This window comes from Chryseobacterium sp. NRRL B-14798 (assembly GCF_050470705.1).
GTDB classification, from domain to species: Bacteria; Bacteroidota; Bacteroidia; order Flavobacteriales; family Weeksellaceae; genus Chryseobacterium; species Chryseobacterium cupriresistens.
This window is the reverse complement of the sequence record NZ_JBFLUL010000005.1, coordinates 3,596,976-3,613,237: the sequence shown is the minus strand read 5'-3', so window position 1 is coordinate 3,613,237 and position 16,262 is coordinate 3,596,976. Positions and strand designations below refer to the sequence as shown.

The window sequence follows — 16,262 nt, the reverse complement described above, 5'->3', positions numbered from 1 at the left end:
GAAAAAGTTTAATTCATTGTGATATAATTAAATAAATATTTTTTTTATTGCTGATTTTCACTAGATTTGATTAACTAATACTGTTTTTATATGAGAAATTTTTTACTTGTTGGTTTCTTAATGGCCGGCTTTTTATCTTCTGCGCAGACTTACTGTACGCCTGCTTTTGCCAGTGGGTGTAGTGGAGGAGATGTGATAGATTCTTTTGCAATTCCGGGTGCCGGATTTGATCATCCTAATACAGGTTGTTCTACTGATGCCTATGGAGATTATACCTCTATGACGATCAACCTGAGTGCAGGTTTGAGTTATGATTTTAGTGTTAAACATGATTACAGTGATCAGAATGTCCGTATCTGGATAGATTTCAATAACGACGGAACTTTTGATGATGCCGCTCCTGAACTTGTAGCTACGGCAAGCAGTACTCTTGTAGGAGGCAATAATATTACGGCTGGACTTATAACCATTCCTGCTACCGTTACTCCAGGTACTTACAGGATGAGAGTAGGAGACAGGTTCTCCAGTGATCCTATACCTTGTAATACGGATGGGTACGGAGAAGCACATGATTATACGGTAAACATTGGTGCCCTTCCGACCTGTTTTGCGCCATCTGCTTTAACCGTATCTGCTGTTACGGCCAATTCTGCTCAGATCGGATGGACAGCTCCTTCTTCTGCGCCGGGAAGCGGTTACGAATATTATTATTCAACTTCCAGTACATATCCTACTGCTACAACAGTTGTTTCCGGATCTATCAATGGATTGACTACAAATCTGCCATCCCTTGCACCAGCCACTACCTATCATGTATGGGTACGCTCTGTATGCAGTACTTCGAACAAAAGTGCATGGTCCCAGATGGCAACATTTATGACATCATGTGTCGCTGTGGGAGTACCTTACGCGTTGGATTTCGAAAGTATAACTCCGCCTGAAATGCCGGATTGTACATCGGTGATTAATGATGGTGCTGGAAATATGTGGGAAACAGGTGATCTGGACGCCCAGGGATTTACAGGTAATGTACTTCAGTATTCTTACGATTATGCTAATAACGCCGATACCTGGTTTTTTACCAATGGAATTAACCTTACCGCAGGAACTACCTACAGAATTAAATACAAATATGCCAATGCAGAAGGAACTGTATACGCAGAAAAATTAAAAGTAGCCTATGGAACTTCAGCTACCAGTGCAGGAATGGTCAATACACTGGCGGATCACCCGGATATTGTTACCAGTACAGCAACAAGCGCTTTTGTGAACTTCACGCCAGCAGCTACAGGTGTTTATTATTTTGGATTCCAGGCGTATTCTGATGCTAATATGAATCAATTATATGTTGATGATATTAAAATTGATGTAGCACCGGCTTGTAGTGAACCTAATGCATTAGTTGTTTCAAATATTACTGCTGCAGGAGCTACCGTTTCCTGGGCAGCGGCTACTCCCGTTCCTGCAAACGGATATGATATTTATTACAGCACAACCAATACAGCACCTACAGCAACAAGCACACCTAATTTTACGGGAGTTACAGCAACTACCTATAATATTCCAGGTTTAGCATCTTCCTCTGTATATTATGTATGGGTGAGATCTGCGTGTAGCGCAACAAGCAAAAGTGCATGGAGTGATTCTGCCACATTTGCAACATTATGTTCAAGTGCAAACCTTCCTTATGTTGTAGATTTTGAAAATGTTACTGTTCCAGAACTTCCAGGTTGTACAATGAATGTTAATGCAGGGGCTGCAAATGACTGGGAAACAGCGGATCCTCCTTCTGACAGCCAGGGATTCACTACCAATGTACTGAAATATAAGTATAACTCTTCCAATTCTGCCAACGCATGGTTCTTTACACAAGGATTGAACTTAACAGCAGGGGTACAATATACAATCAGTTATCAATATGGTAATAATTCATCAACTTATGCTGAAAAACTGAAAGTAGCATATGGTACTTCGCCTGATGCGGCCGCTATGACGGGCTCTATAGCAGATTATCCTTCAATTAATGATGGAATTGCTCATACAGAATCTATAACATTTACAGTTCCTGCAACAGGGGTGTATTTCTTTGGATTTAATGCTTATTCAGATCCGGACCAGTATAATCTGTATATAGACGATATCAGTATTAACAATGCCAACCTGGCAACATCCGAAGTCGCTGCAGCGAAAAATAATATCCGGGTTTATCCTAATCCATTTACAGATGTATTGAATATCTCTGATGTGAAAAATGTGAAAAATGTATCTGTGACAGATGTTACGGGAAGATTAGTGAAAACCATTGGTAATCCCGAATCTACGATCCATTTAAGAGATGTAACGCAGGGAGTTTATCTGATAACGCTTGAAATGAAAGACGGATCTAAACAAACGATCAAAGCCATTAAAAAATAATTCATCATTTAAATAAAAAAATGAGACGGGTCATATGTGATCCGTCTTTTTTATTGAGCTTGAACAGTATTTGAAAATATTGATAAAAAAGATGAGTGAAATGTTCAGCCCATCTTTTATTTTATTCAGGTTTGCAATGCTTGTAAATTGTTTATCGTCATCAATTGCACATTACTCATCACTCATCATTTATCGGATACTGGCTGTATATCGCCTGTATTCATAAGATCAAAAACAGCAGGGAAGAACATTACTAATATAAAATAAATGATGACCATCAGTACAATCAGTGCAAAAAGAATAATTACTAAGCTATTGGGTCTGTTTTTCTTTTTTGGTTCCATGATTTTGTGGTGTTTGATTAATGAATTTTACTTATATCAAATATTAAGCTAATTTCTTGCCACATTTCTTACAATACCTTGCATCATCATCAATATCCTCATTGCCACAGCGTTCGCATACCATTTCCAGGTTTTGTCTTTTGTTTCTCATTTCTGCTGTTACAATACCGGTAGGAACTGCGATGATAGAATAACCGGCCAACATAAGAATAACCGCAAAAAACTTGCCTAAAGGCGTAATAGGAGATACATCACCATATCCTACAGTAGTTACCGTAACGACTGCCCAATAGATAGATTGCGGTATCGTTTCAAATCCAGGTCTTCCACCTTCTACCATAAACATAAGTGAGCCTACAATGACTGAGAAAATGATCAGGAACAGAAGGAAAATGTAAATTTTTCTCGAACTGTTCTTTAAAGCCCTTACAATGAAATACCCGTCATTCATAAAATCCAGTAAATTGAAAATCCTGAATATTCTCAACATTCTCAACATTCTGAAAATCAGAAAATACTTGGTAATAGGAAAGAAAAAACTAAGAAAAAAGGGAACCAGAGCCAGAAAATCTATAATTCCGAAAAAACTGAATATATAGCTCCGCTTATTTTTTACCACTGCAATCCGCATGGAATATTCTATTGTAAAGAAAATGGAGATGATCCATTCAAGAATCAGAAAAGTATAATGGAATCTCTTATCAAGCTTAGGTACACTTTCCATCATAATAATGGCAGTACTTGCAAGAATTAAAAACAATAATATGATATCGAATAGTTTTCCAAGCTTCGTATCGGAGCGATAAATTATCCGGTAAAGGAATCTTTTCCATAGAGTCTCCTCAGGAATAAGATTATGTTCTCTTTCCATTTAGATAGGGTTATTTCACAGCGAAGTTAATAATTTATATATAGAATAGGGTAAATATATGATTGTTAAAAGAATCCTGCAAATGTTAAAATAAAATTCATCATGTAAAAGTGAATTATTGTCATTTAATATAGTGGTTATCAATATATTATATTAAGTAAAATACGAATAAAATATGACATATAAAAATATTTTTTTTAACATTTTTACAGTTCAACTTTGTAATTTTATTCTACAAAAGCTTTATATCATGAGAAAAATTTTAACCTTTTTAATGCTGTTTTTGATAAGCAGTTTTGCGTATGCTCAGGTTGGGATTAATACTGTAACGCCAAATAGTGCTTCAGTACTGGATATAGTTTCCAACCAGAAAGGAATTCTCATTCCTCGTCTTACTGATACTGACCGGGATACCAACCTGGCTGATAATGACGTTTCCACTGTACCTCCTGCAGGTGTAGTAAACGCTAACCTTACTGCAGGAACTCTTATTTATAATACGACAACGAATAACTTCCAGTATTGGGATGGTACCCTCTGGAGACAGCTTTTTGTTCCCACATCTTCTCAGGCTGGTAACGACGGTGTCGTTAAAGTAAATTCTGGAAACGCAAATGTAAAACCCTCATTCAATTTAAGTGCATCAGGAAGCGGCTATGGCCCGAGACAACAGGTGCTTTATGCCACACCGCTGGTTTTTGCGGCAAGTCCTACTACAAGCTGGCCGGAAACTACCGTTCCATTTCCGGGAGTTACGAGCAATATCTATATTGCGGCTACCGGTAAATGGAGAGAAAATGAAATTAACGGGCAGGTGCATTTTTGGAGAGCAATCGCTACAATCACTCCAGGTTCCAACTCTTCAGGATCCATAAAAGCTACTTTTAAAAATCCCGATTCCGGTTTTGAAATCAATTCTATCCAGCTGGTTCCAAGCGGCTCCAGTGGAACAGGTAATATTCTTACCTTTTATTTCTATACCATTGCGGACCCAGCGAGTCTTGAGCCGGGAAAAGGCTATCAGCTTTTTATGGAATCCGATATCAACTGTGGCGTAGTAGTAGATTCCTTTACAAGAGTATCGCTTTTCAAAGATTAATAGTCTTATTGATTTCTTTTTTAATATCAAAACAAAACCGGTTGAAGAAAGCCGGTTTTTTATTGCAAATTTTTCCAGGTTTTTGGTAAAATTAATATCTTCGCTGTAACCGTAAAATATAAATTAATGAAGCTAAAAACTGTAATTGCAAAGATTGAAGAGGAGATAAGCATCAGGCAGGCAGAAGATTTTGATAACGTAGGATTGCTGTGTGGTGTTTATGATCGTGATGTATCAGGAATTCTGGTTTGTCATGATGCGCTGGAAAATGTAGTAGATGAGGCGATTGAGAGAAACTGTAATCTGATTGTGTGCTTTCATCCCATTATATTTTCCGGATTAAAATCTTTAACAGGGAAAAATTATGTAGAGCGGGCTGTTTTAAAAGCTATTGAAAATAAAGTAGCCATCTATGCCATCCACACTGCATTTGACAATGATTTCTTTGGAGTGAACCACGGTATATGCAGTCAGTTAGGATTAAAGAATATGAAGATTCTTCAGCCCAAAGAAAATAACTTAAAGCAGTTAACGGTTTTTGTTCCTAAAGAGTACTCAGAAAAAGTAAAAGAAGCCATGTTCTCAGCCGGAGCAGGAAATATAGGATTCTATGACGAATGCAGTTTTACAGTGAATGGTAATGGGACATTCAGACCTGTGGAAGGCTCAAATCCGTTTTCCGGACAGCAGGGTATTCGTGAAAATGCAGATGAAGATATGATTTCTGTAATTTTTGAAGGCTTTAAACAAGGGCAGATTGTAGGCGCTATGAAGTCAGCACACCCTTATGAAGAAGTAGCCTATCAGGTTTATAGTCTGGATAATAAAAATCATCATGCCGGATTGGGAATGTACGGTGATCTGGAAGAGGAAATGGATGAAAAAGATTTCCTTGGGTTTGTAAAAGAAAAATTTGGACTGGAGGTGATCAAACATTCTTCTTTTAACAATAAAAAAATCAAAAGAGTGGGGGTTCTGGGAGGCTCGGGAGCAAGTGGGATAAGATCTGCAGCGGCCAGAAAATGTGATGCTTACCTTACAGGAGATCTTAAATATCACGATTATTTTTTAGCAGAGTCTAAAATGCTGATCTGTGATATAGGACATTATGAGTCCGAACAATTTGTTGCTCAACAATTATTTGAAATTTTATCACAAAAATTTAGTACATTTGCAATTTCAAAATCTATTGAAAAAACAAACCCAGTAAATTATTTCATTTAAATATGGCAAAAACCAACGATATTTCAGTTGAAGAAAAATTAAGAGCTTTATACGATTTACAGATCATAGATTCAAGATTGGATGAAATCCGAAATACTAGAGGAGAATTGCCAATTGAAGTTGAAGATCTTGAAATCGAGATTGAAGGTCTTGAAAAAAGAGCTGAAAAATTTCATGCTGATATCAAAGATCAGGAAGATCAGATCAAAACAAAGCATGAAGTAATTAACCATGCTAAAACTTTAATTGAGAAATACAAATCTCAGCAGGATAATGTAAGAAACAATAAAGAGTTTGAAGCATTAGGAAAGGAAATGGAATTCCAGGAGCTGGAAATTCAGCTTGCTGAAAAAAGAATTAAAGAATTCGGAGCTAAAATTGCTCACAAAAACGAAACTTTAGCTGAACTGAATGCAAAGATCGACGATTTGAAAAGCCACTTAAAGTTCAAGAAAGAAGAATTGGATGGTTTGATCTCTGAAACTCAGAAAGAAGAAGAATATCTTTTAGAGCAGTCTAAAGAATTTGCAGCTAAAATCGATGAGAGATTATTGGCTTCTTACAACAGAATCAGAACAAACTCTATCAACGGTCTTGCTGTTGTAGGATTAGAAAGAGGTGCTCCAAAAGGATCTTTCTTCACTATTCCTCCTCAGAAGCAAATGGAAATTGCTCAGAGAAAGAAAATCATCATTGATGAGCACTCTGGAAAAATCCTTGTTGATGATGAGTTGGTAATGGAAGAAAACGAAAAAATGAAATCTGTAATTAAATTCTAATTATTGATTTTATAACATACAAAAGCTGTTTCAAAAATGAAGCAGCTTTTTTTATCTGAACTGATATAAACATAGCAGTACAATTTAATCAGAGTCTTTGTCATTCCGTAGAATCTCGGCTCTTTTTTCGACATAGCATGGATTCATACGGAATGACGGTGATAGTGTTGTAATTGATTAAAAAACTAAATGATGGGGATCAGTAGGAACGGGCTTTAGCCTGTTTAATCAAAATAAAATTTTAGCCAAAACTATAGAAATATCCGAAATAAAATACTTTGTTATAAATAAAAAGTTATTCTTCAATCTATTTTATTAATATATTACTCTTTCTTGTTTCCATAATGAAAGTTAATCTCCTTACACAGTTTGATGATTGCTGTTTTTCCAGACGGTTTGAAACCAGTAAAGGAATACTCATTATCTGTTCCCTTATTAAATATTTTATGTGTTCTGGCGGGAATTTCAATTTCTGTAATCGAAGTGTTACAGCTTAAACAAATACTGATCTGATTGATTTTTTTATTGCCTTTAAAAAATACTAATCCCAGATGAGGTTGAAAACATGCCGCAGAGCTTTCACCATAGCTTGAATTTTTTGCTAAAGCAGATAAGATCTGATCAGCTTGTTTTTGAGTCAGAAACTGTTGTTTCAAGATCACAGGTGTAAATTTTCCTTTTCTATCAATAGGATTAGGATAGGTCTCTTCGTCACCAGCAAAATCATAAGCAATAATTTTATCATAATCAAGCTTGTTAAAAGGAACCCCGTTTTTTACATTGGGTTTTATGGTTTCAGCAGTTTGAATATAATCATTCAATGTTTTCTCTTTTAAAGTGGAATCTGACAAAAGTTGTGGAATTTCAATTTTTTTCTCAGATATTGATTTTGTGTTTTCTATCTGTTGTTTACATGAAAACATAAAAAATACCAATCCTACAAAAGTGGATTGGTAGATGAATCTATGCTTACATAATTTCATTGAATAATTAATCATGATGATCGTACATCTTATTATACAAAGCAATAAATTTCTCTTTTACGGCCTTTCTTTTCAGTTTTAATGTTGGAGTGAGTAATCCGCTTTCAATGCTCCATACTTCAGGAGTAAGCTCAATTTTTTTGATTTTCTCCCAGTTTCCAAGGTGTTCATTAATGCCTTCGATTTCCTTTTCAATTCTTTGCTTCAATTCAGGGCTTTTTGCAATTTCTTCAGGTGTTGAGCCTAAATTAAGATTATTTCTCATAGCCCAGTTTTTTGCAAATTCAAAATCAGGCTGTACCAAAGCACATGGCATTTTTTCACCATCACCTACCACCATAATCTGCTCTATAAATTTTGAAGCTTTTGCCAGGTTTTCAATAGTCTGGGGAGCAATATACTTTCCACCGGAAGTTTTGAACATTTCTTTCTTACGGTCTGTGATCTGTAAAAATCCGTCACTATCGATATGTCCGATATCTCCGGTCTTGAAAAAACCATCCTCTGTGAAAGCTTCTTTTGTCATTTCCTCATTCCGGAAATATCCTTTGAATACAGATGGCCCTTTTACCGTAATTTCACCATCTTCCTGAATTTTAACCTTTAAATTATCCAATGGAATTCCTACGGTTCCCACTTTCATCTTATCAAAACTGTTCACAGAGATTACAGGTGATGTTTCTGTCAAACCATACCCTTCAAGAATTGGAATTCCGGCATTCTGGAACATTAAATTAAGTCTTGTAGATAGTGCAGCAGATCCTGAAACCAAAGTTACGATTTCACCGCCTAAACCTTCTCTCCATTTAGAAAATACAAGCTTGTCTGCGATGATTTCCTGAAGTCCGGATGGCTTTGAAATGGTTTTCTTTTTGGTGATCAGATTCAATGCCCAGAAGAATATTTTGGATTTTAATCCTCCGGCTGAAGATCCTGTATTATAGATTTTGTCATATACCTTTTCTACCAGTCTCGGAACTACGGTCATATAATGAGGCTTCACTTCTTTTACGTTTTCACCCATTTTCTCGATACTTTCAGCAAAATAAAGAGAAAAACCATTGTACTGATAAAGATAGAAAAGCATTCTTTCAAAAATATGGCAGATAGGAAGGAAGCTTAATGCTCTGGCATCTTTGTAATCAAAGCCTCTCTTTTTTGGAATTCTTGGAATGGATCCCAATATGTTTGAAACAATATTATTATGGGTAAGCATTACTCCTTTAGGTCTTCCGGTGGTTCCGGAAGTATAAATGATCGTTGCCAGATCTTCTGTATTGATCGCATTAGAAAGATCATCCACTTCAATTTGTGTAGATTCGTCCTTGCCCAGATCCAGAATTTCTCTCCAGTTGGCAGCCCCGCTGATACTGTCAAAAGTAAAAATTCCCTGCAAACTCGGAATATTATGTTTTACTTTCATTACTTTATTCAACAGCTCTTTATCAGAAACAAAACAATACTGGATTTCAGCATTATTGAAGATGAATTCATAATCTTCAGGAGAAATACTTGGATAAACCGGTACTGAAACAACCCCGATCTGAGAAAGTCCGAAATCCATAATGGCCCATTCTGTGCGGGAATTGGTTGTAATTAAAGCGATTTTATCCCCTGGTTTTATACCAAGCTTCAATAATCCTCTGGATACCTTATTTCCCTCATTAATAAACTCCTGTGTAGAAGTTTTTTTCCACTCACCATGATATTTGGTTACAAACATATCCGTTTTAGGATATTTTTCTAAAGCATAGTGTGGAATATCGAATAATCTCTTGATTGTCATGATTTTTTACGTAATTTATAAAGAAATTTAAATATAAGCATTTTTTTTAATTGAAACCATCCGAAGGTAATAATTAGAAATTAGTTAAATGCTTACCATAACAGTTTGAATCAAAAAGGAGACCGGAAGCCCTGAAAAGGGGATTTTATATTTTCAATTAATCTTTTATAAAGGTTTATTTTTCTCAATACATTTTATATTGTCTTCCTAATGCATTATCCCGTTTCCCGAAACACGTATCCATCATCATTGAATCTCCCCAAACCTGCCTTTTTCCCGCTTTTAATTTATTTTTTCAGATTTGCTTAAAAAGTGTAAATTTACGGCTATCTAATTATTTTTTTTATGGACTTTAATTTATCGGAAGAACAGCTGATGATTCAGCAGGCAGCAAGAGACTTTGCACAGAACGAACTTTTACCTGGAGTGATTGAAAGAGACCGTGACCAGAAATTCCCTGCTGAACAGGTGAAGAAAATGGGAGAAATGGGACTTTTAGGAATGATGGTAGATCCAAAATACGGCGGTGCAGGTATGGACAGCGTTTCTTACGTGCTTGCTATGGAAGAAATTGCAAAAGTAGATGCTTCTGCAGCTGTTGTAATGTCTGTAAACAACTCATTGGTTTGTGCCGGTCTTGAAAAATTCGCTTCTGAAGAGCAAAAAGTAAAATATCTTACTCCACTGGCCAGCGGGCAGGTAATCGGAGCATTTGCATTATCTGAGCCGGAAGCTGGTTCTGATGCTACTTCTCAGAAAACTACAGCTGAAGACAAAGGAGATTACTATCTTTTAAATGGTATCAAAAACTGGATCACGAACGGTGGAACAGCTACTTATTATATCGTAATTGCTCAGACAGATCCTGAGAAAAAACACAAAGGAATCAATGCTTTTATCGTTGAAAGAGGATGGGAAGGATTTGAAATCGGACCAAAAGAAGACAAATTAGGAATCAGAGGAAGTGATACCCACTCTTTGATCTTTAATAACGTAAAAGTTCCAAAAGAAAACAGAATTGGTGAAGACGGGTTCGGATTCAACTTTGCTATGGCAGTGTTGAATGGAGGAAGAATCGGTATTGCTTCTCAGGCGCTGGGTATTGCTTCAGGGGCTTACGAACTGGCACTGAAATATGCTAAAACAAGAAAAGCTTTCAAAACTGAAATCATCAACCACCAGGCGATTGCATTCAAATTGGCTGATATGGCAACTCAGATCACTGCTGCTAGAATGTTATGTTTCAAAGCTGCGTGTGAAAAAGATGCAGGAAAAGATATCTCTGAAAGCGGAGCTATGGCAAAATTATACTCTTCTCAGGTGGCAATGGATACTACTATTGAAGCAGTACAGATCCATGGAGGATATGGATACGTGAAAGAATACCACGTAGAAAGATTAATGAGAGATGCGAAAATCACTCAGATCTATGAAGGAACTTCTGAAATTCAGAAAATCGTTATTTCAAGAAGCATCGCAAAATAACATTTATAAAACACACTACCTATGAAAAAATCTTTGTGGATCACCCTCGGTGTCGTACTGCTGTTACTGGGCGTATTTGTCTGGTATAAGTACTATTTCGTTTTCGGAGAAGGAGTAAAATCCGGATACCTGAATTATGCTATGAAAAAAGGTTATGTCTTCAAAACTTATGAAGGCAAGCTGATTCAGGAAGGCTTTGGAAGAGGAAAAACAGGAACTATTACAAGTTATGAGTTCGAATTTTCTGTAGATGATCCTGAAGTTTTCAAACAACTGGAAACCAACAGTGGTAAAACTTTTGATCTGCATTACAAAGAGTATAATGGCGCACTTCCCTGGAGAGGAAACACAAAATTTATCGTAGATAAGGTAGTGAATATGAAATAAAAACAAATAAGGCTCTCAATATGAGGGCCTTATTTTACACCAAATCACAAAATATTAATATATGAAATAAAATTTCCAAATTTATTTGAACCTCGTCTGATCGGAGATTCATTGCATTTTGCTTATACTTAAAGTTAAGAGTTATTTTTCTAATAAACAACACTTCTGTTGAATATTTGGTAAAATTAAACATAAGAATCGAACACCAATTCCAAACCTCATTAAAAAAAAATTAAAAATCTAATGAGAATCACGATCAGCGGTGTTCCCATTCTTCTTTTTATAGAAATAATATCCAATGCCGGCAATAAGAAATAAAGGCCACAGCGGCAGGATAAACAGGAATATAGAAGTAATAACATTCCATCCGGATTCAATGGCTGCCAGGGATTTTCCACCGAAGGTTTCAGGCTCTGTTTCTGTTTTAGCTTTCTCACTGATATTTACATTGATCGTACAGATTGCATTGTCCGTATAGTTTCGTCCTGAAATCTGAATATCTTTTGTGTCAATATCTCCAACATTGCTGTTAATAGCATTCATTAAACTGTCAAAATGTTGCATAGGAACTTTGATATCCAGACTGTATACTTTTTGGTTTTCCCCATGCAGATAGGCGGATTCTACATAAGAAAGATTTTCACTTTTGATATAGCCGTTATTTCTGCTGATTTCTTCTCTGATGATTTCCTTTACTGTCTCCACATTCTCTGCGGTTATAGATAGATATCCTGATTTTACCATTTTATCTTGTGGCATATTCAGTTCGTAACTGCCGTTCTTAGGCTTTTCTTTATAGATGATTTTGGTTTCTTTAATAACCTTGGGAGCCGGAACTTTTGCTGCAATCTTTTCAGTCTTCTTTTCTACCGAATCCTTTTTCTCTATGTTGGATTCCAGTTTTGTATTCGCAATTTTATCCGATAAAGAATCTACCATTTTGGACGTGTTTTCTACCTTTTGACGGAGGTCGTTTTTCGAATTTTCAAAATCTTTTATTTTAATACTGGCCGAGTCCAGAACTTTATCAGCCGTTTTACTGACATGATCCATGGTTTCTGTAGCAACAGTGGCAACACTGTCCGCTGAATGGATGGCTTCATTGATTCTATCCTGTGTAGCTTCTGCTTTTTTGCACATAATGAAAGTGTCTGCTACAGCAGCGAGTAAGATGAACTTTTTCATAAGATTAATTTTTTTGATGAAGTAAAATTAGAAGGGAAGTTCTTGTAAAGATTGTAAATGAAATGTATTATACTGGTAAAATGCTAACTCATATATTATCACGGTTTTGTATTTGTTTTACAAAAGATTTACAAAGCGTTTTTCTGAGTTTTGATGGAATAAGATTAGGATTTATACTTCGCAAAGGAGCATTTAATAACAGTATTCTATTGCTTGTGGATTTGGATTTCTATAGAATGACAAACAGAGTACTCAGTTATTCATACACTTTGTCGTTTTACCAAATATGAGTTGGGAAATCTAAAAATTCCCATTCTCCGGAGTGGTGGCAAAAATTCGAAGAATTTTAGACGAGGTGGTTTCATACGATATATTATAAAAAAATCCGCAGAAATATTCTGCGGATCTGTATTGTAAACAATTTCGGTTTGCCTGATTGCTTCTTAACTTTCTCTGAACTCACTGATAAAGTGCAGTTTCACATTCGGGAATTTCTCCTGCGTCATATGAATCGTGAAAGAAGAGTCTGCAAGGAATACCAATTGATTGTATTTATCTCTCGCCAGGAATCTCTGCTTTAATCTTGCAAATTCTTTGAACTCTTCAGATTTTTCGTCAGCTTCTACCCAACAGGCTTTGTGCATAGATAACGGTTCATAAGTACATTTTGCACCATATTCATGTTCCAAACGGTACTGGATAACTTCGTACTGTAGTGCTCCTACGGTTCCGATGATCTTTCTTCCGTTCATTTCAAGGGTAAACAGCTGTGCAACCCCTTCATCCATCAGCTGATCAATACCTTTAGCTAATTGTTTGGCTTTTAAAGGATCATTATTATTGATATAACGGAAATGTTCAGGAGAGAAGCTTGGAATTCCTTTGAAGCTTAATTTCTCTCCGCCTGTTAATGTATCTCCGATTCTGAAACTTCCCGTATCATGTAAACCAACGATATCACCCGGGAAACTTTCTTCTACCACCTCTTTTTTATCAGCAAAGAATGCGTTGGGAGAGGAGAATTTCATTTTTTTTCCTTCTCTTACCAGTAAATAATTTTCGTTTCTCCTGAATGTTCCTGAAACAATCTTCACGAATGCAAGTCGGTCTCTGTGCTTAGGATCCATATTCGCATGGATTTTGAAAACAAAACCTGTGAAAGTACTTTCTTCCGGTTTTACCAGACGGGTATCACTTTCCTTTGGCTGCGGCATCGGAGCAATATCAATGAAAGCATCCAATAGTTCACGTACTCCAAAATTATTTAAAGCAGAACCGAAAAATACCGGCTGAAGATCACCTTTCATATAATCATCACGATTAAATTCAGGATAAACAGACTGGATCAGATCAAGCTCTTCTCTTAAATTTTTGGCAGCTTTTTCACCAATAACATCATCAATTGAAGTATCATTGATATCATCAAACTTAATAGAATCTCCAACTTTCTGCTTTTTCTCTTCCAGGAATAACTGAATATTGTTTTCCCAGATGTTATAAATTCCCTGGAAGTCACTTCCCATACCAATCGGTAAAGAAAGCGGACAAACGGTTAAACCCAGTTTTTGTTCTACTTCATCCAGCAGATCGAAAGCATCCTTACCTTCACGATCCAGTTTATTAATGAAAACCAGCATCGGAATGTTTCTCATTCTACATACCTGAACCAGCTTTTCCGTCTGTTCCTCAACCCCTTTTGCAACGTCAATTACAACGATTACGGAGTCTACAGCAGTTAATGTTCTGTACGTATCCTCAGCAAAGTCTTTGTGACCCGGAGTATCGAGAATGTTGATTTTATGATCTCTATATTCAAATGCCAATACAGAAGTCGCTACAGAGATTCCTCTCTGTCGTTCAATTTCCATAAAGTCGGAGGTAGCTCCTTTTTTTATTTTGTTGGATTTTACCGCACCTGCTTCCTGAATCGCTCCCCCGAAAAGAAGTAACTTTTCTGTAAGAGTTGTTTTTCCGGCATCCGGGTGGGAAATGATCCCGAAGGTCTTTCTTTTTTGTATTTCTTTGATTAAGTCTGACATATCGTATTTTGAAGTTGCAAAAATCGTGATTTTTTATGAGGTTTTCAAATTTAAATGAAGACAATGTTCATTACGCAGAAGAATAGAAGGATAACCGCATTTGAGAATGAAAGATATGGCTATAAACTCATCAGTAATTGGCTTTGCGTCAACATTACTTATCAGACAAACATTTTTATCAGCAATATAAAGACATAAACCAATCCGGCAGCAATCAGTATAAAAACTGCAGATATGATATATTCAAATATTCCAAATTTTGTTTTTTGTGGTTCTGAACTAAGATTATACTGATCAATTGTCTGTTGGCTTATTTTCAGATCCGGACGAAAGTGTTGAATTCCTCTAAGAAAATGACGGTAAAGCTGATATTGGTTGCATAGAATTATTAAGTTAAAATTAAAGTCTACCGTTGAAGGTATAATTTCCCCAACTTTATTTTTCAGGTAAACCTGCAATGTTGTTTTGCCATATTTTATAGTCTGAGTGTTGCGGACATATACATCATCAGATGAATTTTCAGCGGGCTGAAGATCGCTGTACAGGATCGTTTCAATAATAGTATTTTGATTGTTGTAAAAAGTAACTCCTTTTTCATTGACAACAGCTTTTCTGGCTCTTTCTTTTATACGGTATGTTAAAGCCATGATCAAAGCGACCCAGCAAAAAATAAGAAGAAGCAGGGCAATAAGAATCGTGAAAAAGATTCCAGGATCATTTTCTGCATATTGTCTGAAATTATTGTAGATAAAATTAAAAACAACCCCGATTACCACCATAATCAGAATAACAGCGATCCAGAGAATTCCCATGAGAAAATAAGTAGTGGGTGTATTGATTTTGGATTCTATGGCCTGGAATTTTTCAATCATTTTAATTCTTGATTTCAGTTAACAAAAAAAACTAGCCCGCATATAAGTGCGGTAATTATGAGTGCTGCCAGAAATAAGAGCCAGCCTCCCTGAGAAATTCCATTGCTGTTTACTTTCCATGTTTCTGTGTCAATAGAGTAGTTACGGAAAGCAAAAGGATCTATCGTTAAATCAGGACGGAAAATAACAATGCCGTGCAGAAAATGAGCATACAAAGCAGATTTATTTTTAACCACTTTAAAAGGTAGATTCATATCAATACGCCTTGTTGTTTCTTCTTTTTTATCTGATAAGACTGTTACTTCCAGTAAAGGAGTGATTCCTGATCCTACCGGATTGACTGTGTAAATATCAAAATTCTGTTTTGAAGGCCGGAGATCTGTGTAGAGGATCTGATCTGCAATTTCATTTCTTGAATTATAAAATAAGAGGCCGGTTTCATCAACCACAATTGTATGGGCCGGCTTTTTCCTTTTAATAATATAACGGATCGCAGGAATCAAAATCAACAATGAAAGTCCCCAACTGATCAAGGCAGGGTACAGCATAGCTTCAAACCCTCTTCTGTAAATTCCGTAAGCAGGACCTAAAACAAAAAGCAAAACGAAAGAAATAAACATCACAAAGAAAAGAGCATTCAGAACAACAGTCATCCACCTGTTGGTTGCAGACTCAAATCTTTGGAATGGAAATTCTGTATTCATTTTGTGATGTTCATGGATAAAGGAACGAAAATAAGAAAATCCTTTTTTAGTTGCCTGTAGCAGTCAAAAAAATTATCTTTGTTTTCATA

The 16,262-nt window shown here is 36.2% G+C and carries 14 protein-coding genes; 6 read left to right on the top strand and 8 right to left on the bottom strand.

The features are described 5' to 3' along the window. Nucleotides 1-90: 90 nt before the first annotated feature. Entirely contained in the window at nt 91-2,415 is a 2,325-nt protein-coding gene (locus AB1278_RS16650; protein ID WP_202838525.1) for a GEVED domain-containing protein, read from the top strand. 185 nt (nt 2,416-2,600) lie between these two features. Here AB1278_RS16650 and AB1278_RS16645 read toward each other — a convergent pair whose 3' ends face one another. Then, nucleotides 2,601-2,759, bottom strand: coding sequence for a hypothetical protein (locus AB1278_RS16645; RefSeq protein WP_202838524.1), 159 nt, complete (start codon nt 2,757-2,759; stop codon nt 2,601-2,603). A 43-nt stretch (nt 2,760-2,802) separates the two neighbouring features. Further along, nucleotides 2,803-3,630 carry an ion transporter gene (locus AB1278_RS16640; RefSeq protein ID WP_202838523.1) on the bottom strand — a complete coding sequence of 276 codons (828 nt, stop codon included), beginning with the start codon at nt 3,628-3,630 and terminating at the stop codon, nt 2,803-2,805. A gap of 250 nt (nt 3,631-3,880) precedes the next feature. Between AB1278_RS16640 and AB1278_RS16635 the strand changes: the two genes are divergently transcribed. The 3 genes from AB1278_RS16635 to AB1278_RS16625 all read left to right on the top strand — a co-directional run bounded on the left by AB1278_RS16635 (nt 3,881) and on the right by AB1278_RS16625 (nt 6,732). Then, nucleotides 3,881-4,729, top strand: a complete 849-nt coding sequence (locus AB1278_RS16635) for a hypothetical protein (RefSeq protein ID WP_343643186.1) — start codon at nt 3,881-3,883, stop codon at nt 4,727-4,729. Between the two features lie 126 nt (nt 4,730-4,855). Continuing rightward, a complete protein-coding gene (locus tag AB1278_RS16630) occupies nt 4,856-5,953 on the top strand; it encodes a Nif3-like dinuclear metal center hexameric protein (protein WP_202838521.1) in 1,098 nt (365 codons plus the stop codon). Nucleotides 5,954-5,955: 2 nt separating this feature from the next. Further along, complete coding sequence (locus tag AB1278_RS16625; protein ID WP_110009291.1) at nt 5,956-6,732, top strand: zinc ribbon domain-containing protein; 777 nt, start codon at nt 5,956-5,958, stop codon at nt 6,730-6,732. Between the two features lie 323 nt (nt 6,733-7,055). Here AB1278_RS16625 and AB1278_RS16620 read toward each other — a convergent pair whose 3' ends face one another. Further along, complete coding sequence (locus tag AB1278_RS16620) at nt 7,056-7,730, bottom strand: hypothetical protein (RefSeq protein ID WP_062671147.1); 675 nt, start codon at nt 7,728-7,730, stop codon at nt 7,056-7,058. After that, nucleotides 7,723-9,501 (bottom strand): AMP-dependent synthetase/ligase, encoded by a 1,779-nt coding sequence (locus tag AB1278_RS16615; RefSeq protein ID WP_343643195.1) that lies wholly within the window; start codon nt 9,499-9,501, stop codon nt 7,723-7,725. Before AB1278_RS16615 ends, AB1278_RS16620 begins: the two co-directional genes overlap by 8 nt. A 345-nt stretch (nt 9,502-9,846) precedes the next feature. Here AB1278_RS16615 and AB1278_RS16610 point away from each other — a divergent pair, with 345 nt between their 5' ends. Both AB1278_RS16610 and AB1278_RS16605 read left to right on the top strand, forming a co-directional pair. Continuing rightward, a complete protein-coding gene (locus AB1278_RS16610; protein WP_110009295.1) occupies nt 9,847-10,986 on the top strand; it encodes an acyl-CoA dehydrogenase in 1,140 nt (379 codons plus the stop codon). A gap of 21 nt (nt 10,987-11,007) precedes the next feature. Next, the gene (locus AB1278_RS16605; RefSeq protein ID WP_034695305.1) at nt 11,008-11,373 is read left to right on the top strand and encodes a hypothetical protein; all 366 of its coding nucleotides are present in this window, start codon (nt 11,008-11,010) and stop codon (nt 11,371-11,373) included. 240 nt (nt 11,374-11,613) lie between these two features. On the opposite strand, the gene AB1278_RS16600 is transcribed toward AB1278_RS16605, so the two are convergent. From AB1278_RS16600 to AB1278_RS16585, 4 genes are all read right to left on the bottom strand, one after another. Beyond that, nucleotides 11,614-12,558: a DUF4349 domain-containing protein gene (locus tag AB1278_RS16600; RefSeq protein WP_429815783.1), complete on the bottom strand. Its 945-nt coding sequence runs from the start codon at nt 12,556-12,558 to the stop codon at nt 11,614-11,616. Nucleotides 12,559-13,001: 443 nt separating this feature from the next. Next, entirely contained in the window at nt 13,002-14,597 is a 1,596-nt protein-coding gene (locus AB1278_RS16595) for a peptide chain release factor 3 (RefSeq protein ID WP_202838518.1), read from the bottom strand. 161 nt (nt 14,598-14,758) lie between these two features. Continuing rightward, entirely contained in the window at nt 14,759-15,469 is a 711-nt protein-coding gene (locus AB1278_RS16590) for a hypothetical protein (RefSeq protein WP_202838517.1), read from the bottom strand. Between the two features lie 14 nt (nt 15,470-15,483). Beyond that, nucleotides 15,484-16,173, bottom strand: coding sequence for a hypothetical protein (locus AB1278_RS16585; RefSeq protein WP_429815779.1), 690 nt, complete (start codon nt 16,171-16,173; stop codon nt 15,484-15,486). Between the last annotated feature and the right edge of the window lie 89 nt (nt 16,174-16,262).